At 68.0% G+C, this 21,460-nt stretch carries 18 protein-coding genes, 1 tRNA gene and 1 pseudogene; 10 read left to right on the forward strand and 10 right to left on the reverse strand.

The genetic code is table 11. The features are described from left to right. Positions 1-26 precede the first annotated feature (26 nt). Positions 27-683 carry a hypothetical protein gene (locus tag WKI94_RS07530; protein ID WP_337845171.1) on the forward strand — a complete coding sequence of 219 codons (657 nt, stop codon included), beginning with the start codon at positions 27-29 and terminating at the stop codon, positions 681-683. A 54-nt stretch (positions 684-737) separates the two neighbouring features. Here the strand turns inward: WKI94_RS07530 and cdd are convergent, their stop codons facing one another. After that, positions 738-1,115, reverse strand: a complete 378-nt coding sequence (gene cdd / locus WKI94_RS07535) for a cytidine deaminase (protein ID WP_337845154.1) — start codon at positions 1,113-1,115, stop codon at positions 738-740. Then, entirely contained in the window at positions 1,090-2,427 is a 1,338-nt protein-coding gene (locus WKI94_RS07540; RefSeq protein ID WP_337845155.1) for a hemolysin family protein, read from the reverse strand. The genes cdd and WKI94_RS07540 overlap by 26 nt, the downstream gene beginning before the upstream one ends. 75 nt (positions 2,428-2,502) lie before the next feature. On the opposite strand from WKI94_RS07540, the gene WKI94_RS07545 reads away from it, so the two are divergent. The 8 genes from WKI94_RS07545 (at position 2,503) to acnA (ending at position 13,552) form a co-directional block, all read left to right on the forward strand. After that, positions 2,503-2,946, forward strand: coding sequence for a MarR family transcriptional regulator (locus tag WKI94_RS07545; protein ID WP_337845156.1), 444 nt, complete (start codon positions 2,503-2,505; stop codon positions 2,944-2,946). After that, positions 2,939-4,213, forward strand: coding sequence for a TolC family protein (locus WKI94_RS07550; RefSeq protein WP_337845157.1), 1,275 nt, complete (start codon positions 2,939-2,941; stop codon positions 4,211-4,213). Before WKI94_RS07545 ends, WKI94_RS07550 begins: the two co-directional genes overlap by 8 nt. Next, on the forward strand, positions 4,210-5,172 hold the full coding sequence (locus WKI94_RS07555; protein WP_337845158.1) for a TolC family protein: 963 nt from the start codon (positions 4,210-4,212) through the stop codon (positions 5,170-5,172). Before WKI94_RS07550 ends, WKI94_RS07555 begins: the two co-directional genes overlap by 4 nt. Positions 5,173-5,174: 2 nt before the next feature. After that, positions 5,175-6,353: an HlyD family efflux transporter periplasmic adaptor subunit gene (locus WKI94_RS07560; protein ID WP_337845159.1), complete on the forward strand. Its 1,179-nt coding sequence runs from the start codon at positions 5,175-5,177 to the stop codon at positions 6,351-6,353. After that, the gene (locus WKI94_RS07565) at positions 6,350-9,649 is read left to right on the forward strand and encodes an efflux RND transporter permease subunit (protein ID WP_337845160.1); all 3,300 of its coding nucleotides are present in this window, start codon (positions 6,350-6,352) and stop codon (positions 9,647-9,649) included. The genes WKI94_RS07560 and WKI94_RS07565 overlap by 4 nt, the downstream gene beginning before the upstream one ends. After that, positions 9,646-10,392 (forward strand): alpha/beta hydrolase, encoded by a 747-nt coding sequence (locus tag WKI94_RS07570; RefSeq protein WP_337845161.1) that lies wholly within the window; start codon positions 9,646-9,648, stop codon positions 10,390-10,392. The genes WKI94_RS07565 and WKI94_RS07570 overlap by 4 nt, the downstream gene beginning before the upstream one ends. A 4-nt stretch (positions 10,393-10,396) precedes the next feature. Beyond that, complete coding sequence (locus WKI94_RS07575) at positions 10,397-10,747, forward strand: carboxymuconolactone decarboxylase family protein (RefSeq protein WP_337845162.1); 351 nt, start codon at positions 10,397-10,399, stop codon at positions 10,745-10,747. A 99-nt stretch (positions 10,748-10,846) separates the two neighbouring features. Next, positions 10,847-13,552, forward strand: a complete 2,706-nt coding sequence (acnA, locus tag WKI94_RS07580; RefSeq protein ID WP_337845163.1) for an aconitate hydratase AcnA — start codon at positions 10,847-10,849, stop codon at positions 13,550-13,552. An 83-nt stretch (positions 13,553-13,635) separates the two neighbouring features. Here acnA and WKI94_RS07585 read toward each other — a convergent pair. The 8 genes from WKI94_RS07585 to WKI94_RS07620 form a co-directional block, all read right to left on the reverse strand. Beyond that, positions 13,636-13,724: transfer RNA gene (locus WKI94_RS07585), tRNA-Leu, on the reverse strand. Between the two features lie 45 nt (positions 13,725-13,769). Next, complete coding sequence (locus tag WKI94_RS07590) at positions 13,770-14,846, reverse strand: enolase C-terminal domain-like protein (RefSeq protein WP_337845164.1); 1,077 nt, start codon at positions 14,844-14,846, stop codon at positions 13,770-13,772. Between the two features lie 7 nt (positions 14,847-14,853). Continuing rightward, positions 14,854-15,987 carry an LCP family protein gene (locus tag WKI94_RS07595; RefSeq protein ID WP_337845165.1) on the reverse strand — a complete coding sequence of 378 codons (1,134 nt, stop codon included), beginning with the start codon at positions 15,985-15,987 and terminating at the stop codon, positions 14,854-14,856. An 80-nt stretch (positions 15,988-16,067) separates the two neighbouring features. Further along, positions 16,068-17,477, reverse strand: coding sequence for a S8 family serine peptidase (locus WKI94_RS07600; protein WP_337845166.1), 1,410 nt, complete (start codon positions 17,475-17,477; stop codon positions 16,068-16,070). Between the two features lie 35 nt (positions 17,478-17,512). Next, the gene (locus WKI94_RS07605; RefSeq protein ID WP_337845167.1) at positions 17,513-18,310 is read right to left on the reverse strand and encodes a helical backbone metal receptor; all 798 of its coding nucleotides are present in this window, start codon (positions 18,308-18,310) and stop codon (positions 17,513-17,515) included. Continuing rightward, on the reverse strand, positions 18,307-19,545 hold the full coding sequence (gene hisD / locus WKI94_RS07610) for a histidinol dehydrogenase (protein WP_337845168.1): 1,239 nt from the start codon (positions 19,543-19,545) through the stop codon (positions 18,307-18,309). Before hisD ends, WKI94_RS07605 begins: the two co-directional genes overlap by 4 nt. 7 nt (positions 19,546-19,552) lie before the next feature. Beyond that, a complete protein-coding gene (locus WKI94_RS07615) occupies positions 19,553-20,149 on the reverse strand; it encodes a hypothetical protein (protein WP_337845169.1) in 597 nt (198 codons plus the stop codon). Between the two features lie 4 nt (positions 20,150-20,153). Then, positions 20,154-21,197 carry a hypothetical protein gene (locus WKI94_RS07620; RefSeq protein ID WP_337845170.1) on the reverse strand — a complete coding sequence of 348 codons (1,044 nt, stop codon included), beginning with the start codon at positions 21,195-21,197 and terminating at the stop codon, positions 20,154-20,156. A 100-nt stretch (positions 21,198-21,297) separates the two neighbouring features. Between WKI94_RS07620 and WKI94_RS07625 the strand changes: the two are divergent. Beyond that, positions 21,298-21,460 (forward strand): annotated as a pseudogene (locus tag WKI94_RS07625) (IS481 family transposase); the annotation flags it as partial.

Consider the following 21,460-nt stretch of genomic DNA (forward strand, 5'->3'; position numbering starts at 1 on the left):
GTGCTGGAGGGGCTTGGGGAAAGGGGGTGGCTCCTTTGAAGCGGGCCCTTGCCCTCCTTCTCCTCCTCGCCGCCTGCACCCCAAGGCCCCTCCCCCCTGAGGCCCGGTTTCTGGGGGCGGAGGTTTTGGGCCTCGAGGCGGAAGGCCCGGCCCTCCTCCTGGGCCTCAAGGTGGCCTTCCAGAACCCCAACCCCTTCCCCCTCCCCCTGGAGGCCCTGGGGGTGGTGGCCCGGCTCGGGCCCCTCACCCTCCCCCTTTCCGCCACCCTTCCCCAAGGGGAAAGCGTCCAGACCATCACCCTGCGCCTAAGGCCCGCCGAGGCCCTGGACACCGCCCGCCGCCTCCTCTCCCGCGAAGGGGTGCCCCTCCGCCTGGAGGGGCGGGTCCTGGGCCAGGGCTACACCTTCTTCCAAACCACCCTGGCCCTCCCTCTGGAACCCCTAAGGGTGCGCCGGGTGGGGGTGAACCTCTATGTGGAAAACCCCAACCCCTTGCCCCTCGAGGCCCAAGGGGAGGTCCGCTTCCTGGGCCAGCGGCTTGCGGTGCGGCTAAGCCTGCCCGCCAAGGGGGAGGGGAGGCTGGTGGTGGCCGGCTTCCGGCCGGGGCTTGGGGGAGAAAGGGAGCTGTGGCTTAGGCTCACCCTGCCCGGGTTCTTCTCCTGGGATGCCGTCTTCCCCCTCTAAGGGCAGAGGCCCCGAAAGGGGGATTCGGGTGGGAAGTTTTCGCCGAAAGGACACCTAGAGGTCCTCAGGCCCGAAGGCCCTGGGGAGGAGGTCGCCCAAGGTCCAGGTCTCGTAACCCTCGGGCCCGTGGAGGACCACCTCCACCCCAGGGCCTCCAAACTCCATGAGGACCTGGCGGCACCCCCCGCATGGGGAGATGGGCCCTTTAGGGCTATAGATATGGACCCGGGCTATGCGCCTTTTCCCCGCCAGGACCATGGCCGCCACCGCGTTCCGCTCCGCGCACTGGGAAAGGGGGTAGGCGGCGTTCTCCACGTTCACGCCTAGGAAGACCTCCCCCTCCGCCTCCACTAGGGCCGCCACGGGGAAGCCGGAGTAGGGGGCGTAGGCCCGCTCCACATGGGCCTTAAGGAGCGCGCGGATCCTCTCCATGCTCCACCAACCTCTCCACCCGCACCCTTTCTATCCGCCTTTGGTCCGCGCTCTCCACCAGGAAGCGGAACCCCGCCCACTCCACGCTCTCCCCCGCACTGGGGATGCGGCCGAAGCGCTCGTAGAGAAAGCCAGAAAGGGTGTCGTACTCCCCCTCGGGAAGCTCCACCCCTAAAGCCTCCGAGACCTCGTCTATGGGGGTCTGGGCCTGGATGGAGAAGGCGCCGTCGGGCAGACGGCGGATGGGGGCGTCCTCGGGCTCGTCCGTCTCGTCGTAGATTTCCCCCACGATCTCCTCCATGACGTCCTCCAGGGTGACGAGGCCCGCGGTGCCCCCAAACTCGTCCACCACAATGGCCATGTGCACCTTGCGCCGCCTCATCTCCCGCAGGAGGCTCCAGGCGTCCATGTTCTCGGGAACGAAGTAGGGGGGGTGGGCGATGGAGGCCACGGTGCGCCCTTTCAGGTCTTCCTCGCAGTAAAAGTCCAGGAGGTCCTTGGCGTAGGCTACCCCCACGATGTGGTCCACGCTCTCCCGGTAGACGGGGACCCGGCTGTAGCGGTGCTCGCGGAAGAGGTGGAGGAGGTCCTCCAAGGTGGCCTCGGCCTCGATGGCCACCATCTCCACCCGGGGGGTCATGATCTCCCGGACGGGGGTTTCCTCCAGCTCCAGGATGGAGTGGATCATCTCCTCCTCCTGGGCCTCTATGGTGCCCGACGCCTCCGCCCCCGCCAGGATAAGCTTGAGCTCCTCCTCGGAGACTAGGGGGGTGTTCCGGGGCTCGAGGCCGAAGAGCCTAAGGAGCGTCCCCGAAACCAGGCTGAAGAACCGCCCTATGGGGTAAAAGAGGACGGAAAGGAGGTAGATGGGCCAGGCCGCCACCCAGGCCAGGGCCTCCGCGTGGTGCACGGCAATGGACTTGGGGGTGATCTCTCCGAAAAAAAGGATGAGGAAGGTCATGACCCCGGTGGCGATCCCCACCCCCGTGGAGCCGAAGGCCCGGGTGGCCAGGTCCGTGACCAAAGCCGTGGCGGCGATGTTCACCAGGTTATTCCCCACCAGGATGGTGGTGAGGAAACGGGTGATGTCCTGGGCCAGGAGGCGGAAGGGGCCGTTCTGCCTTTCGGCCAACTCCCGCACCTTCCAGGGGTAGAGGGCGGTGAAGGCGGTCTCGCTGGCGGAGAAGAAGGCCGACAGGAGGAGGAAAAAGGCCAAAAGAAAAAGGTCCCCGAGGCTTGGTGTCTGGGCTTGGGCCAGGGCTAGGGAGCCGAAGGGGAGGAGGAAAAGCCACCGACTGGGAGGTCTGTCCATATCACCTCCGGCCATTGTACACCATTGTGGCCGGGGCTCAGGTTGACCGTTGACGTGGGTATATAGTTGAGGAGTATGAAGGGTTCTTCCAGCCCCCCCAAGGCTCTGGTCCGGGAGCTGGCCGACCTGGGCTACACCCTCATGCGCCTCCTCTTCCAGGAGGCCAAAGAGGTCTTCGCCCGGTACGGCCTTTCCCCCCAGAAAAACCACCTCCTCAACCTTCTGGCCCAGGGCGTGAACCTCCCCTCCCGTCTGGCGGAGCACCTGGAGGTGCAGCCCTCCCAGGTCTCCCACCTCCTCTCGGCCATGGAGGAGGAAGGCCTTTTGGAAAGGACCCCCGACCCCGAGGACCGCAGGCGGACCCTCTTAAGGCTCACCCCTAGGGGAGAGGCCCTGCGCCGGGAGGTGGAGGAAGCCTGGCTTTCCGCCTTCGCCCGGCACCTGGCCCGGTTGGAGGAGGAAGAAGTCCTCCGCTTCCGGGAGATCCTGAAGAAGCTCACGGGGGTGGGCCATGCCTAACCGGTGGGGAGCGTGGCTTCTCCTCCTCCTCGCCCCCGCCCTGGCCCAAGGCGCCCTCGCCCCCCTAAGGAACCACCCCCTGAAGCGCCAGGCGGAGGCCGGGCTCCTTGCGGCCAGGAAGGCCCTCGAGGCCCAAGCCGCCCCCTTGGCCCTAAGCGCCCAGGGGAACTACGCCCGCCTGGGCTACGAGTGCACCCCCAAGGCCCTCTGCCAAAGCCTTCCCGAAACCGCGGGGAGCCTCACCCTGAGCCTGGTCCTCACCCCCTTCCCCTTCGGGGAGGTGGCGGACGGGGTGGAAAGAGCCCGCCTGGCCCTGAGGCGGGCGGAACTTGGCTACCGAAGGGCCCTCACCGCCCTCCAGCTCCAGGCGGCCACCGCCCATGGCCGCCACCGCCAGGCCCTTCTCGGGGTGCAGGTGGCGGCGAAGGGGGTGGAGCTCGCCGCCTTGGCCCTGGAGGCCGCCCGGAAGCGGGGGGCAAGCCCCAGGGAGCTCAGGGAGGCGGAGCTCAACCTAAAGGACGCGGAAAACCGGCTGGAGGAGGCGAAAAGGGCCTTGGCCCTGGCGGAGCGGGCCGCGGAGGGCCTGGTGGACCTGAAGGCCCCCTTCCCCGAGGTCCCGCCCCCTAGGGGCACCGCCCCCCTTAGCCTGGAGGAGGCCCGGCTTGGGGTGCGGGAAGCGGAGATCGCCCTGGAAGCCTCCAAAAGGGCCCTCCTCCCCACCCTGCAAGGGAGCCTCCTCCTCTATCCCAGTGGGAACGACACCTGGGCCCTCAGCCTCTCCAGCAAGACCCTCCAGCCCGCCCTCTCCTACACCCGCCAGGACCCCGCCCGTTCGCCCACCGCCATCCCCAACGCGGGAAGCTACCGCACCACGGAAGAGCTCCGCCTAAGCCTAAGCCTCACCCTCTCCCCCGGGCTTTTCGCGGCCCTCGAGGCCGCGGAGGCCCAGAAAAAGGCGGCGGAGGAGGCCCTAAGGGCGGCCGAGCTCCAGGCCGCTTTGCAGGAGGAAGGCCTTAAGAACGCCCTAAGGGGGGCGGAGGCCACCTTGGAGCTTACCCGCCTCAAGAAGGCCTCCGCGGAAAGCGCCTTGGCGGAGGCCAAAAAGCGCCTGGAACTGGGGCTAGAAAGCCCCTTGGGGGTGCTGCAGGCCGAGCTTAGCCTCCTGCAGGCGGAGCTTGCCCTAACCCAAGCAGAGTACGCGCTTAAGGAAAGGCTTTTGGAACTTTACCAGTTTTATGGGGAACTCCTACCGGAGGTGATGGAATGAAGAAGCTTTTGGTCTTGCCCTTCTTGGCCCTGGCCCTGGCCCAACCCCTGCCCGAGGCCCTGAAAAAGGCTCCGGAACTCCCCTCTGTGGTCACGGCCCGGCTGGAGTACGAGACCCGGGCCAAGGACCTGGAACGCACCCTCCAAGACCCCCTGCGCACGGGCTTGGCCGAGCTCCAAGCCCGCCAGGCCCTGGCCCTGGCCGAGGCCCGCCTAAACCGGGCCCTGGCCCAGGGGGAGGAAAGCATCGCCTCCGCCTACGCCGGCGTTTTGGAGGCGGAGGCCCAGGTGCGCCTGGCCCAGAAGGCCCTGGAGGTGGCCGAGCTCGGCCTGAAGGCCACGGAGATCCGCCTCCGGGGGGGTGGGGCCACCCCCCTGGACCTCCTGGAGGCCCAGAACCGGGTCCTGGAGGCCAGGAAGAACCTGGAGCTTGCCCAAAGGGGCCGGGAAAGCGCCCTGGCCCAGCTGAAAAACCTCTTAGGGGACTGGAAGGTGGAGCCCCTTGGGACCCTTCCCCCCCTTCCCGAGGAAAGGGTGGTGGAGGACTTCCTTAAGGCCCACGCAGACCTCCTCCAGCTCCGCAACACCCTGGAGCTTCTCCGCTTCCAAAGGGGCCTTCTGGACGAAAGCTTCACACCCAGGAAGGACATCGAAGCCATGGAGGACCAGATGGCCACCGTGGCCAAGAACCTGGAGAACCTGGAAAAGAGCCTCCGGGTAGGGCTTGACGCTCGCTACCGCCAGCTTGCCCCCCTCCTCCAGGCGGTCAAGAACGCAGAGGAGGCCCTTAGGCTTGCCCAGGAGCGCTACAAGGCCGAGGGAAAGCGCGTGAATGCGGGGCTTTCCAGCGGGCTGGCCCTGCTGCAGCAGGAACTGAGCCTTAAGCAGGCCGAGCTCTCCCTGGTCCAGGCCCAAAGCGCCTACCTGAAGGCCTACTACGGCCTTCTGGCCTCGAGGTGACCATGCGCCGCGCCCTTCTTCTCCTTCCCCTCTTGCTCTTCGCCTGTGACCCCAAGAAGGCCGAGGCCCCCCAGGAGGCCCCCCAGGCCCTGGCCTTCCAGGTGAAGGTCGTATCCCCTACCCGAGGGGCCCTGGAGGCGGAGGTGCGGGCCTCGGCCACGCTCCAGGCGGAAAAGGAAAGCTTCGTGGCCGCAGGGGCCTCGGGCCGGGTCCTGCGCACCCTGAACCCGGGAAGCCGGGTGGAAGCGGGGCAGGGGGTGGTCTTCCTGGACCCCGCTCCCTTCCAGGAGGCCCTCGCCGCAGCCCAGCTCGCCCTGGCCCAGGCGGAGGCCAACCTGGAAAGGACGGAGAACCAACTTAGGGCCAACCGCGCCGCCCTCCTGGCCCAGCTGGAAGCGGCCAAAGCCCAGCTGGAAGCCGCCCGGCGCCGCTTTGAGGAGGGCCAGGCCCTCCTCCAGGCGGGGGCCCTCGCGCCCTTGGACCTCAAGGCCCTGGAGGCCCAGTACCGCCAGGCCCAAGGCGCCTACGAAAACGCCAAGGAGGCCCTGGACCGCCTGGAGCGGGGGGAGGACCTGAAGCTCCTCAGGCTCCAGGTGGACTCCGCCCGCCTCCAGGTGCGCCAGGCGGAGCGGAACCTGAGGGAGACGGTGATCCGCGCCCCCTTCGCGGGGGAGGTGGTGGAGGTCTACGTGCGGGAAGGGGAGTTCGTGGGGACGGGAAGCCGGGCCTTCCGCCTGGCCACCACGGACCGCCTCCTGGGCAAGCTCTACCTCCCCCCGGAGGAGGCGGCCCGCCTCACCCCCGAGACCCCCTTCACCCTCCGGCAAAACGGCCGCACCGTAAGGGCCACCCTCCTGCGCAAGACCGAACTCCCAGGCCAAAACCGCTTGGTGGAGGTGGTCCTAAGGCCGGGAGGAACCCTCCTCCCCGGCCCCGCGGAGGCCAGCTACCGGAAGGCCCTAGCGGAGGGCCTCCTCCTGCCCGTAGGGGCGGTGCGGGCGGAAGGTGGGGAGACGGTGGTCCACACTGCGGAGGAAGGCCGGGCCAGGAGGAGACCGGTGGAGCTTTTAGCCCAGGAGGGGGATAGGGCGGCGGTGGCCGGCCTAAGCGGGGGGGAGCGGGTGATCTTCCCCATCCCCGAGGGCCTGAAGGACGGGGACCCGGTAGAGGTGGTGCCGTGAGGACCAACCCCCTGGTGGCCTTCTTCGTGGAGCGCTTCGTCTTCGCCACGGCCATCTTCGTGGGGCTCGTCCTGGTGGGCCTCCTTCTTGGCCTTGGGCTTGGGGTGGAGCTCCTGCCCCGCTTCCAGGTCCCCGTGGTGGCGGTCTCCACCGCCTACCCGGGGGCGGGACCGGAGGAGGTGGCCGAGCAGGTTTCCAAGCCCCTGGAGGATGCCCTCTCCACCCTAAGCGGGGTGGACACCATCGGCAGCTCCTCCACCGAGGGGTTCAGCCTGGTCTTCATCCAGCTCAAGCAGGGGGTGGATGTGGACCGGGCGGCGGTGGAGGTGAGCCAGAAGGTGGCCGCGGCGCGGAGCGCCCTTCCCAAGGACGCCTCGGCCCCCGTGGTGCAGAAGTTTGACCCCTCCGCCAGCCCCATCCTCTACGTGGCCCTCGAGGCCCCCGGGGAGAGCCTGGCCCGGGTGTTGCGCTACGCCGAGCGGGAGCTTAAGCCCAAGCTCCAGCTGGTCTCGGGGGTGGCGGACATCCGCCTCACCGGGGCCCCCAAGACGGCCATCCAGGTCTACCTGGATCCAGACCGCCTCCAGGCCCTGGGCCTCGCGCCCGGCCAGGTGGTTCAGGCCCTCTCCGCCTCCGCCCTCAACCTTCCCTTGGGGAGCCTGGAAGAGGGGGAGAAGCGGCTGGTCTACACCCTGAGGAACACCCCCGCCACCGCCAAGGAGGTGGCCGAGGTCCTAGTGGACCCAAGCCGGGGCCTCAAGGTGCAGGACGTGGCCCGGGTGGTGGAGGCCACGGAGGAGCCCACCACCCTAAACCGCCTAAATGGCCGCCCTGCGGTCCTCCTGGCGGTGGTGAAGACCCCAGACTCCAACGCGGTGGCGGTGGCCCAGGGGGTGCGGAAGACTTTGGAGGAAGTCCAGCTTCCCCGGGGGTTCCAAGCCGAGGTGGCCCTGGACACCACCCGCTTCATCCGGGCCGCGGTGGAGGACACCGTGCGGGAGGCCTTCTGGGCAACCTTCGCCGTGTCCCTCGTGGTCCTCCTTTTCCTGGGCAAGCTCAACTCCGTTTTCTCCGTCATCCTCGCCATCCCCATCACCCTTTCGGGGGCCATCCTCCTCTTTGGGCTGCTGGGCTTCACCTACAACCTCATCAGCCTCCTGGCCCTCACCGTGGCGGTGGGCATCGTGGTGGACGATTCCATCGTGGTGGCGGAGAACATAGACCGCTACCGCAAGATGGGCTATAGCCCCAAGGAGGCGGTCCTTAGGGGGGCCAGCGAGGTGAGCGTGGCCGTGGCCGCGGCCACCTTAAGCCTCCTCGCCGTCTTCCTCCCCATCAGCTTCCTCCCCGGGCTCATCGGGCAGATCTTTCAGCAGTTCGGCCTGGGGATGGCCGCGGCCATCGCGGTGAGCTGGCTTGAAGCCCTCCTCTTCCTCACCGTGCGCCTGGCCTACTTCCCTGACCCTGAACCCCCCACCCTCCAGGAGGCCTTCCAGGCCCTAAGGCTCCTTCCGAAAGACCTCCTTTGGGCCTACCGGCAGGGGTTCTACCGGCCCCTGGGGCTCCTCGTGGGGGGAGCCTTCCTCTTCCTCCTCCTGCCCAAAGGCCCCCTTTACCTCCTCCTCCTTCCCCTCTACCCAGCCCTCCTGGGGCTTCTTCGCTACCTGGGCCGTTTCCTCCTGGACCTGGCGGGGGCCCTGACCCGGCTCCTGCACCAAGGGGTGGAGGGGGGGCTTGCCCGCCTCACCGAGGGCTACGCCCGCGCCCTGGAAGGGGCCTTAAGGCGGCCTTGGCTGGTCCTCCTTCTGGCGGGGGTGGCCTTCCTCTCCCTCTTCCCCATCCTGCCCCGGATCCCCTTCAACTTCACCCCCCAGTCCGACACCGGGGTCCTCACCGCCACCCTCCTCTTCCCCAAGGACACCCCCCTTCCCGTTTCCGACCGGGCGGCCCGGGCCCTGGAGGCCTACTTTCTGGCCCACCCCGCGGTGGAGCGAGTGGTGACCACCGTGGGGGCTAGCGCCACCGGGGGGGCCCAGGTGGGGGACCCAAGCCGGATCCAGCTCCAGATTGTCCTGAAGCCCAAGGGGAAGCGGCCCGACATCTTCATCCTCACCGAGGTCTTCAACCGAGAGGGGAAGGAGGTCTTAAAGGACTTCGCCGGGGCGGATCTCCGCGTCCTCGCCCAGACCGGCCCCGAGGCGGGGGACGCGGACCTGCAGTTCTTCGTCACCAGCCCTGACCGCGCCCTTTTGGAGGAACGGGTGGCCGCCATGGTGGACCTCATCAGGGCCAAGCCCTACGTGCTGAACGTCAAGAGCACCCTCGAGGCCACCCAAAGGGAACGGGTCTTCGTCCCCGACCCCGCAAGGCTTTCCGGCACCGGCCTCACCCCAGGGGACCTGGCCCAGGCTCTCCGGCTCTACCTCTCGGGCACCCAGGCGGCCACCGCCCGCCGGGGCGGGGAGGAATTCCCCATCCGCGTCCAGATGGACCCCCTCCGCCTTTCCGGGGAGACCGACCTCCTGGGCCTGCCCGTCTACGCCCCAGCCCTCCAGGCCTTCCTGCCCTTGGGAAGCCTAGGGCGGTTTGAGGAGCGCCCCGGCCCCACCCTCATCTCCCGCCGCAACCAGGCCTACGCCGCGGGGGTCAACATCAACCTCCGCCCCGATGCCCCGGGCACCTTCCAGATCCAAAGGGAACTGGAGGCGGAGTTTAAGGAAAAGGGCCTCCTGGGGAATGGGGTGGGGCTGGTGAGCGCGGGGCTTGGAAGCTTCACCAGGGAGCTCGCCCGCCTGGCCCCCCTGGCCTTCCTGCTCGCCCTGGTCCTCAACTACCTGGTCATCGCCAGCCAGTTCAACGCCTGGCGCTACCCCCTTTACCTCCTCCTCCCCGTGCCCCTGGCCCTGGTGGGGGCCTTCTGGCTCACCTACCTCTTGAGCACGGGCCTGGACGTGATCAGCGTCCTGGGGGTGGTGATGCTCATCGGCCTGGTGACCAAAAACGCCATCCTCCTCCTGGACTTCGCCGTGCGCCGCATGCGGGAAAAGCCCCTCAAAGCGGCCCTGGTGGAGGCAGCAAGGCTCAGGCTCAGGCCCATCCTCATGACCACCCTCACGGTGCTCATCATCAGCCTGCCCCTCCTTCTGGGCACAGGGGAAGGGGCGGAGTACCGGAGGCCCTTGGGGGTCATCATCTTGGGGGGGCTCCTCTCCTCCACCCTCCTCACCCTCTTCGTGGTGCCCGCGGCCTTCTTCGCCTTTGAGGGCCGGAGGAAGCCTGAAGAGGTGCTGGTGTGAGCGCCAAACGCCTCTTCCTCTACCTCCTCCCCGCCGCCTTCCTCCTTGCGGGTCTGGTGGCGGGTCTGGGCTTTTATTTCCTCAGGCCCTACCCCGCGGAACCCCTGGCCCGGGAGGCCTTCCAAAGGGCCGGGGGGGTGGAAAGGCCCTACGGCTACCTCATGGCCCCCAAGGCCCCAAAAGCCCTCCTGGCCTTCTACCCGGGGGCCCGGGTGGACCCCCAGGCCTACGCCCCCCTCCTTGCCCCCCTGAAGGAGGCGGGCTACGGGGTGGCCCTCCTCAAGGTGCCCTCGGGGATTGCCCTCCTGGGGAAGGAGCGGGCCCTCGAGGCCGCCCGGGACTTCCCCACCCTCCCCCTCCTCGTGGGGGGGCATAGCCTAGGCGGGGTGGCCGCGGCGGAGCTCGCCGCCCGGGAAAAGCTCCCCCTCCTCCTCTTCGCCAGCTACCCCGAGGGGGACCTCTCCGGGGAGGCCCTTCCCACCCTGGCCCTCTTCGGGGAGGAGGACGGCCTCCTACCCCCCTCCGAGGCCTGGGAAAGGGCAAGGAGACTGCCCAAGGGAGCCCGGGTGGTCTTCATCCCCGGGCTCAACCATGCGGGCTTCGGGGCCTACGGCCCCCAGCGGGGAGACAGGCCCCTAAGGAGGCCCCGGGAGGCCCTCTGGCGGGAGATCCAGGGGGAGGTCCTGCTTTTTCTAGATAGCCTACAGCTCTCCGCCCCACCCCCGCCCCAAGCGGTACGCTAAGGGCGTGACCACCCAGGAACGCATCTTCCAAGCCATGAAGGCCAACCTGGGGGAGGGCCTCCCCGAGGCCATCCCCCTTCTCTTGGAAAAGGCCCCGAGCCTCCTTTTGGAGCATGGGCGGAGCTGGAGCTTCGCCATGCCGGAAGAAGGCGCGTTGGACGAGAAGACCCGGACGCTCATCCTCCTGGGCATCGCCCTGGCCACGGGGTCCGAAAGCTGCGTGCGGGCCATGGCCCACCGAGCCAAGGGGCTCGGCATCCCCAAGGAAGCCCTGCTGGAAACCCTGAAGATCGCCCGCCTAGCCCAGGCCAACGCCCTCCTAGGCCACGCCACCCCCCTTTTAGAGGTGCTATAGTGGGAAAAGCCGGGGCGGGCGCCCCCCCTCGGAGTCCAAGCTTCCCCCACAACCCGCACGCGTCCCTGTTCCCTTTTTGGGGGAAGGGAAAGGAGCGCCATGAAGGATAGCTTCCAAACCCTAAAGACCCTGAGCACCCAAAGCGGCACCCACGGCTACTACGACCTCCTGGAGCTGGAGCGGCAGGGCCTCGCGGAGGTGAGCCGCCTGCCCTTCTCCATCCGGGTCATGCTGGAAAGCCTCCTCAGAAACGAGGACGGCTACCAGGTGACCCGGGAAGACATCCTGGCCCTGGCCCGCTGGCAGCCTGAGCCCGGGGAGATCAACGTGCCCCTAAAGCTTGCCCGGGTCATCCTCCAGGACTTCACCGGGGTGCCCGCGGTGGTGGACCTGGCGGCCATGCGGGACGCGGTGAAGGCCCGGGGTTGGGACCCCAAGCGGATCAACCCCCTGGTGCCCGCGGACCTGGTCATTGACCACTCCGTGCAGGTGGACGCCTTCGGCACCGCCTACGCCTTCTTCTACAACGTGGAGAAGGAGTACGAAAGGAACCGGGAGCGCTACCTCCTCCTCAAGTGGGGGCAGGAGGCCCTGGAGAACTTCCGCGTGGTGCCCCCGGGCACAGGGATTGTCCACCAGGTGAACCTGGAGTACCTGGCCAAGGTGGTCATGACGGAAAAGCGGGATGGCCTCACCCTGGCCTTCCCCGATAGCCTGGTGGGCACCGACAGCCACACCACCATGGTGAACGGCCTCGGGGTCCTGGGCTGGGGTGTGGGGGGCATCGAGGCCGAGGCGGTGATGCTGGGCCAGCCCTACTACATGCTGGCCCCCAAGGTGGTGGGCTTCAAGCTCTACGGGGAGCTCCCCGAGGGGGCCACGGCCACCGACCTGGTCCTCACCGTCACCGAGATGCTCCGCAAGCACGGGGTGGTGGGGAAGTTCGTGGAGTTCTACGGTCCTGGGGTTTCCAAGCTCTCCCTGGCCGACCGGGCCACCATCGCCAACATGGCTCCCGAGTATGGGGCCACCATGGGCTTTTTCCCCGTGGACGAGGAGACCCTGAACTACCTGAGGCTCACGGGCCGCCCCGAGGAGCTTGTTGAGCTGGTGGAGGCCTACACCAAGGCCGCAGGCCTCTTCCGCACCCCCGAGGCCGAGGCCAAGGTCCAGTACTCCGAGCACCTAGAGCTGGACCTCTCCACGGTGGAGCCCTCCCTGGCGGGCCCCAAGCGTCCCCAGGACCGGGTGCCCCTTAAGGAGGCCAAAAAGAGCTTCCTCCTCCACCTCACCAAACCGGTGAAGGAGCGGGGCTTTGGCCTTTCCGAGGACCAGCTCGGCAAGAAGGTCCTGGTCAAACGCAAGGACGAGGAGTTTGAGCTTATCCACGGCTCCGTGGTCATCGCCGCCATCACCAGCTGCACCAACACCTCCAACCCCTCGGTGATGCTGGGGGCGGGGCTTCTCGCCAAGAAGGCGGTGGAGGCGGGCTTGGACACCAAGCCTTGGGTCAAGACCTCCCTGGCCCCAGGCTCCAAGGTGGTGACGGACTACCTCGAGGCCAGCGGCCTCCTCCCCTTCCTGGAGGCCTTGCACTTCCACGTGGTGGGCTACGGGTGCACCACCTGCATCGGCAACTCCGGCCCCCTCCCCGAGGACATCGCCCGCGCGGTGGAGGAAGGGGACCTGGCGGTGGCCGCGGTGCTCTCCGGAAACCGCAACTTTGAGGGGCGCATCAACCCGCACGTGAAGGCCAACTACCTGGCAAGCCCCATGCTGGTGGTGGCCTACGCCCTGGCGGGGCGCATGGACATTGACCTCACCACCGAGCCCTTAGGCTTTGACCCCAACGGCAAGCCCGTGTACCTCAAGGACATCTGGCCCTCTATGGAGGAGATCCAGGAGGCCATCCGCAAGACCCTGGACCCCGAGCTCTTCAAGAAGGAGTACAGCAAGGTCTTCCAAGGGGACGAGCGCTGGCAGGCCCTCCCCGCCCCCACCGGGGAGCTCTACGCCTGGGATTCCGAAAGCACCTACATCCAGAAGCCCCCCTTCTTTGAGGAGCTGGGGGCCCGCCAGGTGGGGGACATCCGGGGGGCGAGGGTCCTTCTGGTCCTGGGGGACTCCGTGACCACGGACCACATCTCCCCCGCGGGGGCCATCCCCGTGAAAAGCCCCGCGGGCCAGTACCTCCTAAGCAAAGGGGTGAAGCCCGAGGACTTCAACTCCTACGGTGCCCGCCGCGGCAACCACGAGGTCATGATGCGGGGCACCTTCGCCAACATCCGCATCAAGAACCTCATGTTGGACAGCATTGAGGGGGGTTACGCCAAGAAGCTTCCCGAGGGTGAGGTGGATTTCGTCTACAACGTGGCCATGCGCTACAAGGCCGAGGGCACCCCCCTCCTGGTCATCGCCGGGAAGGAGTACGGCACCGGGTCTAGCCGCGACTGGGCGGCCAAGGGGACCTACCTCCTTGGGGTGAAGGCGGTGCTGGCGGAGAGCTTTGAGCGCATCCACCGCTCTAACCTGGTGGGGATGGGCGTCCTGCCCCTGGAGTTCCTGCCTGGGCAGAACCGGGAGACCCTGGGCCTCACGGGCTACGAGGTCTACGATATCCTGGGCCTTTCCGACCTCCAGCCCCGGAAGCAGGTGGACGTGGTGGCCCGGCGGGAAGACGGTAGCGAGATCCGCTTCCAAGTCATCGCCCGGCTGGACACCCAGGTGGAGGTGGACTACTACAAGAACGGGGGCATCCTCCAGACCGTGCTCCTGAACATCCTCAAAGAGGAGAAGGCCAAGTAGGCACCCCTGGGGTCCCCGCCGAAGCCAAAGCTTCGGCGGGGTACTTAAGAAGCCCCCCGCCGGCTTTCCCGGCGGGGGGCTTTTGGTGCCGGGGACGGGACTCGAACCCGTACGGGGGAGTTTCCCCCAGCGGATTTTAAGTCCGCAGCGTCTACCGTTCCGCCACCCCGGCGAAACCGCCCTCATCCTACGGCAAGGGGCTAAGGGCGGGCAAGGTTTAAAGGGCGTAGCGCCGGAAGGCCTCCTCCCGGAAGCGGGCCTCCACCAGGTCCTCCCAGTAAAGCCACCCCTCCCGGAAGGGGGGAAAGTCCAAAAAGCCCCCTTCCGCCTTGAGGTGGAAGGCGAGCTCCGAGGGCTCCGTCACCCCCTGCTGGAAGGCGAGGAGGGCCGACTGGTAGGCCCCAAAACTCGTCTGGGCCTGGCTTCCCACCATGGCCCGCTTCCCCCTTTCCCTAGCCAGGGCCAGCATCTCCAAGGTCCAGGTGACCCCACTGCGGGCGGGCTTGAGGTTCAGGATGTCAAAGGTGTCCAGGGCAAGCTCCCGCCTGAGGTCTTTTGGGGTCATGGCGGAATCGTCGGCGATGAGGGGGAGGAGGTCCTTGGCCTTGAGGTCCTTCCGGGCCAGGATCTCCTCTATGGGCAGGGGCTCTTCCACGTAGAGGAGGCCCATCTCCTTCCAGGCCTTTAGGTAGGCCTCGGCTTCCTTGGGGCTTAGGGTCTCGTTGGCATCGGCGTATAGGTCGGCGTCGGGGAAGGATTCCCGTAGGCGAAGGAGCTTCCTCCGGTCCCCCTCCAGGTCCCGCCCCACCTTCACCTTGAAGACCCGGACCCCCGCCCCGTAGGCCAGGCGGGCGTCTTCCAGCATCTCCTCCTCCGAGGCCATGCCCAGGATGTAGGCCACCCGCACCCGGTGCTTGGCGGGCTTTAAGACCTGGTACAGTTCCTCCCCCTCGCTCCTCGCCCAAGCCTCCCAGAGGGCCATGTCCAGGGCCCCCTTCAGCCCGTAGTTGAAGGGGAAGGCCTCTAAGACCTCCCGGATGGCCTCTTGGTCGTCGGCCTTGAGGCCAAGAAGCCTGGGCCTAAGGTAGTCCAGCCCCGCCTGCACGCTCCCCAGGGTCTCCCCGTAGATGGTGGGGCGGATGGCCACCTCGGCGCGGCCTAGGCTTCCGTCCGATAGCTCCACCTCCAAGAGGGCGTGCTCGAGGGCCCCCATCTCCGAAGCCTTCCCCCAACGCAAGGGGGCTTTTAGGGGGATGCGGAAAGGGATCAGGCGCAGGTCCTTGATGGCCGGCATGCCCCCATTATGGCCCGAGGCGCAAGGTCAGGTCGGCCCCGAGAAGGGCCTCCCCGCTCACCCGGTGGGGCACCCCCAAGGCCTCTCCCAGGGCCCGGGCCAGGAGGCCAGGGCCGTTTTCCAGGACCTCCGTGCGGGGAGGGTCCACCAAAAGGGGGCGCTCCCAAACCCTTAGGCCCAGGGCCCGAAGCCTTTCCGCCACCTCATGGGCCCTTTCCCGGCTCGAGGGGCCATAGACCAGGGCCACACTCCGCCCCCTTAGGGAAACCTCCTCGGGCAAGGCCTGACCCTCAAAGTAGCGGGCGCGGAGCTCCGCCAGGGCCCCCCGGTCCACCACCCAGCCGTTCCCGAAGTGGCCCGGGAGGAGGAGGCTTACGAGCTCCGGCCGCCTCAGGGCAAAGCCCAAAACCCGCCCCACCTCCTCCCGGGAAAGGTCGGTGCGCACGTGGGCCTCCGCCTGGGCCAGGGCCCGGGGGAGGTGGGGGAGCCCAGCGGGGCTTAAGGCCTTCTCCTTCAGGGCCTGGAAGAAGGCCTGCTGGCGCTGGATGCGGCCGATATCCCCCAGGGCGTCGTGCCGGAAGCGGAGGAAGCCCTCGGCCTCCTTGCCGCCTAGCACCTGGCAGCCGGGCTCCAGGTCTATGGAAAGCCCCGCCGCCTTGTCCTGATACTGGAGGGGCTTTTCCACGCAGACCCTAACCCCCCCCAAAGCGTCCACGAAGGCGTAGAGGGCCTCGAGGCTCACCGCCACGTACCGCTCCGCCTCCACCCCCACCACCTGGGCCACGGCCCGCTTCAAGAGCTCCGGGCCCCCTAAGGGGTTGGCGGCGTTGATCTTGTGCCAGCCGTAGCCTGGAAGGTCCACCCCCACGTCCCGGGGAACGGAAAGGACCACCACCCGGCTGGCCCGGGGGTCCAGCCGCACCAGGAGGATGGTGTCCGCCAAGCCCCTGAAGCGCTCCGGGGCCCTTTGGTGGTAGCCGGAGTACTCCGGGGAAACCCCGTAGACGAGAAGGGTCAGGGGCCGGTCCAGGCCCCTAGGGTCGGGCAGGCCGTACCGGAGGAGGGGGCCCACCAGGGGAAAGGCCCAGTAGAGGAAGAGGAGAAAGGCCAGAAGAAGGACCACGGGCAAAAGCCGGCGCACAGGAAGCCATTCTAGCCCTCCGCCCCTTAAGGAAATGAAAACCCCCGCCTTTTGGGCAGGGGGCAAGGGGAAGAGGGGCCTTAGGGGAAGCAGTAGGTGGCATCCGAAAGCACCCGGTCGGCCTGAACGAGGCCGTACCCCGTCTGAGCATCGTACTGACCGCCGTTGGCGGCCGTCTGGATGAGGCACTGCTTGACCTGGCTCACGGTGGGGGCCTGGCCGCGGACCGCGTGGTAGTGGGCCACGTAGAGGGCGGCCACCGCGCTCACCATGGGGGCGGCGAAGGAGGTGCCGGCCTGCGCGACGTATCGCCCCGGGCTCTGGTAGTAGGGGTAGTCCCGGCCCAGGGCCAGGACGTGGAGGGTCTGGGGCGGGTTCTGGTTTCCTCCTGGGGCAAGGACCAGGTCCCTAGGGGTAGTGGAGTAGTTGGAGAAGTCGGAGCGAGTCCCGTCCAGCCGGGCCGACCCCACGGCCAGGACCCCGGGGTAGGCCGCGGGGTACATGAGACCATCCGTCCCATCGTTGCCCGCAGCGGCAACGGGGAGGCTGCCCTTGGAAAGGGCGTAGTTCAAAGCGTTTTGGACCACCCCATCCAAGGGAGTAGTGCTCCCCAGGCTCAGGTTGATGACCGCCGCTCCCTGGTCCGCCGCGTAGCGGATGGCATCAGCCAAGACCTGGCTGGTGGAGGCGTAAGACCCCGCCACCCAGTAAAAGACCTTGATGGGCAGCACCTTAACCCGGTTCAGACCAAGCCCAGGGACCCCTTTGCCGTTGTCTGCCACCGCGGCCACCAGGCCCGCCACCCCTTGGCCGTGGTCGGGGTCATTGTTCATGTAGGAGTAACCGGAAGGAGGCGGAGATGGATCCAGGTTGCTCTCACCTAGACCGTCCTGGGTAGCGTTGTAACCGGGAAGGAAAAGCCCTGCATCCTCATGGGCGCGGTTAAAGACCGTGTCCAGAACGGCCACAACGGGGGTACATCCGTAGGCCTGGGATCGGACAAGGTCCCAGGCCGCCTCCATGTAGAGGAGGTCCAGGTAAGACTTTAGGCGGGAGGAATCGGTTGGGGATACAGTGTAAAGGGGGTCGCTGGGGGCGTAGAGGGGGAAGTAGAGGTAGTTGGGCTGCACGAACCGCGCCCCCGCGCGGAGAAGAGCCTCCGCCTTGGCCCGCTCCTGGCCCCTCGGCACCTGGACCCTCAGGAACCCCCCCTCCAGGGCGGAAAGGGGCCGTACCCCCTCCACCCGGGCGGCCAGGCCCTGGGGGGTGAGGGCCCCCGGAAGCACCAAAAGCTCCCCGGGCACATGGGGGGCCGAGAAGTCCCCAAGGCCCTGGGGGACCACGCCCTGGGAGCCGAACCCCTGGGCCGAAAGCACAGTAGGGGTAGGGATGCAGCTCGTGGGGGGAGGTGGCGGGGGAGGCTCGGTGGGGCAAGCGGTGAGAAGGAGGGCCATCCCCAGGAAAAGCCCAGCGAAGGCAAGGCGCTTCATGCCTTCCACTATACCCGTCCGGGCCACGGCCCTCCTTAAGCCTGCCCTAAGGTTTCCTCCACCCGCTCGGCCAACTTCTCCAAAAAAGTGAAGAACATGGGGCCATAGTGGGCGAGTTCATCCCCATCCGTGGCGGCCACGGGGAAGTCCCAGCCCCTTTCCCGGGCCAGGGCCCTGGCCTTTTCCAAGGGGTTTTTCCCCCAGGGCTTGGGCTCGTAGAGGAAGAGGTCGGGGCGGCGCCTTTTCACCTCCTCCAGGTCCGGAGGGAAGTAGGCCTGGGGCACATCCAGGAAGAGGGGCTTTAGACCCAGGTGGAGGAGGGCTTGGGCGATGTAGCTCCCCCGGCCCACGGTGATGGGCCCCCCGAGGTCCATCTCAAAGTAGACCGTGGCCTGGAAACGGCCCCTTAAGTGGGCGTAGCGCTGGGCGAGGGTGTGGGCGAGCTCCGTGGCCCGCCCCTCCAGGCCCAGGAGGTGGCCCAGGGTGGAGAGGTTTTCCAGGATGCCGTAGGGGCTTGTGGGAAGGGGTAGGGCATAGACGGGAAAGCCCTCCTCCTTAAGCCTAAGGGCCTGGTCCCGCTGCACCCCGGTGGAGAGGAGGACCAGGTCAGGGCTTAGGCTCCTTAGGAGCTCGGTGCGGGTCTTGGTGTAGGAGGCGAGGACGGGAAGGGAAAGGACCTCGGCCGGGCGGTGGCAGAAGGCGCTCCGGCCCACCACCTTCTCCCCCACCCCCAGGGCAAAGAGGGCGTCGGTGACGTTGGGGGCAAGGCTTGCGATGCGCTCAAAGCGGTCCGGGAGGTCCAAAGGCCCCAGGATCTCGTGGAAAACCCTCATCGCCTAAGGTCCAGGGCGCGGGCGTGGCCCTCGAGGCCCTCCGCCCGCGCGAGGAGGGCCCCCTTAGGGGCAAGCCGCCGCACCGCCTTCTCCGCCAGGCCCAGCACGGGGATGACCTTGAGGAAGTCCCGCACCGCAAGCCCCCCCTGGAAGCGGGCGGTGCCGGAGGTGGGCATCACGTGGCTGGGCCCGGCGATGTAGTCCCCCAAGGCCTCCGGGGTCCCCTCCCCCAGGAAGACCCCCCCCGCGTTCCGCACCCGGCCCAGCCAGGGCAGGGGATCGGAAAGGGCCAGGCAGAGGTGCTCGGGGGCGTAGAGGTTGGCAAGCGCAAAGGCCTCCTCGAGGCTTTCCGTGAGCACCAGCCCCCCCCTCTCCAGGGCCCTCTTGGACACCTCCCCCCGGGGAAGGTCCAAAAGCTGTCGGGCAAGCTCCGCCTCCACCTTCTCCAAAAGGGCCCGGTCCGGGGAGAGGAGCCAGGGCTCGGAGTCCGGGCCGTGCTCCGCCTGGGCAAGAAGGTCCGCGGCGAGGAGCCTGGGGGAGGCGGAGCCGTCCGCCACGATGAGGGTTTCCGTGGGGCCCGCCAGGCCGTCAATCCCCACCGTCCCGTAGACCTGACGCTTGGCCTCCACCACGTAGGCGTTGCCCGGCCCCACGATCTTGTCCACCCGGGGAACCCTTTCCGTGCCGTAGGCCAGGGCGGCCACCGCCTGGGCCCCCCCCATGGCGAAAAGCCGGTCTGCTCCCGCCACCCAGGCCGCGGCCAGGACCCCGGGGTGGACCTTGGGGGGGCTGGCCACGATGACCTCCTCCACCCCCGCCACCTTGGCGGGCACCACGGTCATGAGGAGGCTGGAAAGGAGGGGGGCGCTTCCTCCCGGCACGTACACCCCCACCCGGTCCAGGGGCCGGACCAGCTGGCCCAGGACCCCGCTCTCGTCCGCCTTTAAAAACCCCCCCCGGGCCTCCTCCCGGTAAAAGGCCTCTATACGCTCCCGGGCGGTTTCCAGAGCGTCGCGCAGCTCCTCGTCCAGGTCCTCGTAGGCCTCCCGCCAGGCCTTCTTGGGAATCTCCTCCACCGGGTGGCCGTCCAGGTCCCGGCTCAAGCGGTCCAGGGCCTCGTCCCCTTGGGTGCGCACCGCCTCCAGAATCCCCCGGACGATGCCCTCCACCTTGGGGTCAAAGGCAAGGCCCCGGCGGGCAAACCGCTCCCGCACCTCCTCCGCGCGGTAGATCATGCCCCCACTATACCCAACGCCGCCGCCTTCTGGGCTCCTCCTCCCCCTCCCACAGGACCTCAAACACGTGGTCGCCCACCTGCTGGGCCACCCGCACCACCCGGTCCCCCTCCACCTGGACCAGGGTGAGCCCCGGGCGCAGGCGGTACTGGCGAAGGGAACGACCCTCGGCCTCGAAGTCGGGCAGGCGTTCCACGTAGGCCCGCCCCCCGGGGAGGGCAAAGCGGGCCACCTCCCCCGGGAGAAGCTCCAGGTGGGGCAAGGCAAGGAGGAGGGAAAGGGCATCGTGGTAGGGAGCCACATAGGGGTAGGCCAGGCTCTCCTTGCCTTGGCTCACCATCACCAGCCCCTCCTCCTCCAGCCTCTCCACGGTGAAGACCCGGGCCTCCCGGCCCTCCACCCGTTCGGAAAAGTAGCGGGAAAACCCCTCGGGGTCGGTCTCCGTGGTAAGGCGAACCTTGGTGCGGGGTAGGGGCAGGAGGAGCTCGGCCTGGAAGGTGGCCTTCACCCCTTCCCGGCCAGGCAGGACCTCCAGCCGCCCCTTTCCCGCGGGCTCCCCCGCGTGGAGGAAGCGGTAAAGGTGTACAACCTTGCGCGCGCGCATGGGGCTAGCGTACCCGAATGGTGAGGGGTGGGCCCGGGACCTCCAGGAGGTAGTCCACGGGGTCGCGGCCGGGCACCCGGATGCGGAGCCGGTACACCCCAGGCACGTCCACCTCCACCCGCCCCGGGGCGGTGAGGAGAAGGATACCCGGCTGGAGCTGGGAGCCCGTGGGGGCCTCCAGGAGGTAGACCTCCGCCTTCTCCGAGGGGGGCTCGGTGCGAAACTCCATGGCGTAGGGGCCCTGCCCCTGGGGCCTAGGCCTCAAGAGGAACACCCCCAAAAGGACGAGGAGGAAGAGGGATAGAAGCCAAAGAAAAGACCGCCTCGAGCGCTTGGGCTCCACCACGGCGAAGGGGGGCTCGTCCTTCTCCTCTATGCGGATGACCTTGGGGCGGCTTGGGGGGGAGGGGGAAGCTTCCTCGGGTAGCGGCCCAGGGGGCTCGGGCGGGGTCTCCTCCTCCACGGGAAGGGGTCGCTTTTTGGGCTCGTGGGTGGGCTCTGGCTGCGGGGGCTCTTCGGAACGGACCTCCGAGACCGCTTCTTGAGGGGTACCCAGGGCCTCCAGATCCCCCCGCTCCAGGGCCTCCCTTAGGGGAAACTCCTCCCAGCGGGGTCCCGCCAAGGCCCGGGCGAGCTCCAAAAGGGCCTGCCGCCCGTCCCCCCCCAAGGCCTTAAGCCCGGCCCCCGCGAGCCACACCCGCCGGCCCTTCACCAGGCAGAGCTCGGCCCTGGGGGCGTAGGCCACCCCTTGGGCCTCGAGGCCCTTCAGGGCCTGGGCCATGGCCCGGACCCAAACGGCAAGCCGCTCGAGGTCTGCCACCCCCAGGTAGTGGGAAAGGGGCACCGCCCCCAGGGGCCACTCCAGCACCCAAGCCCCCTCCAGGGCTTCCAAAAAAGGAAGGAGGTCCGGCCCCTCCAGGGGCCGCCCCTCCGCCCCCTTGATGACCATCACCGGGGTTCCGGTGCGGGTGTCCTGGGCCTCGTAGACGGTAAGGGGGGGAATACGGGCGATAATACGGCGAAGCCAATGGGTTCCCAAAACCTCCATCCCCCCAAGTATACGTGTGGCCCTGTGCTCGGACAAACACATGTGAGACTGCCCCAACTAAAATGTGGGGACCACTCCAACATGAAGGAGGTCCCCAGGAATGCAGCTTACCACCATCGGCCAGGAGATGTGGAAGGGAGCCCGGCTGGCCCACCGCCTTGAGGAGGCCGGAGCAGGAGATCCCAACGTCCAAGGACGCCTACGTAAACTCCAACTCGTCCAGTCCCTCCGCCAACGCCAAGTGGACTGGCCGGAAATCCAGG

It is taken from the genome of Thermus sp. (assembly GCF_037444525.1).
Classification (GTDB): Bacteria; Deinococcota; Deinococci; order Deinococcales; family Thermaceae; genus Thermus.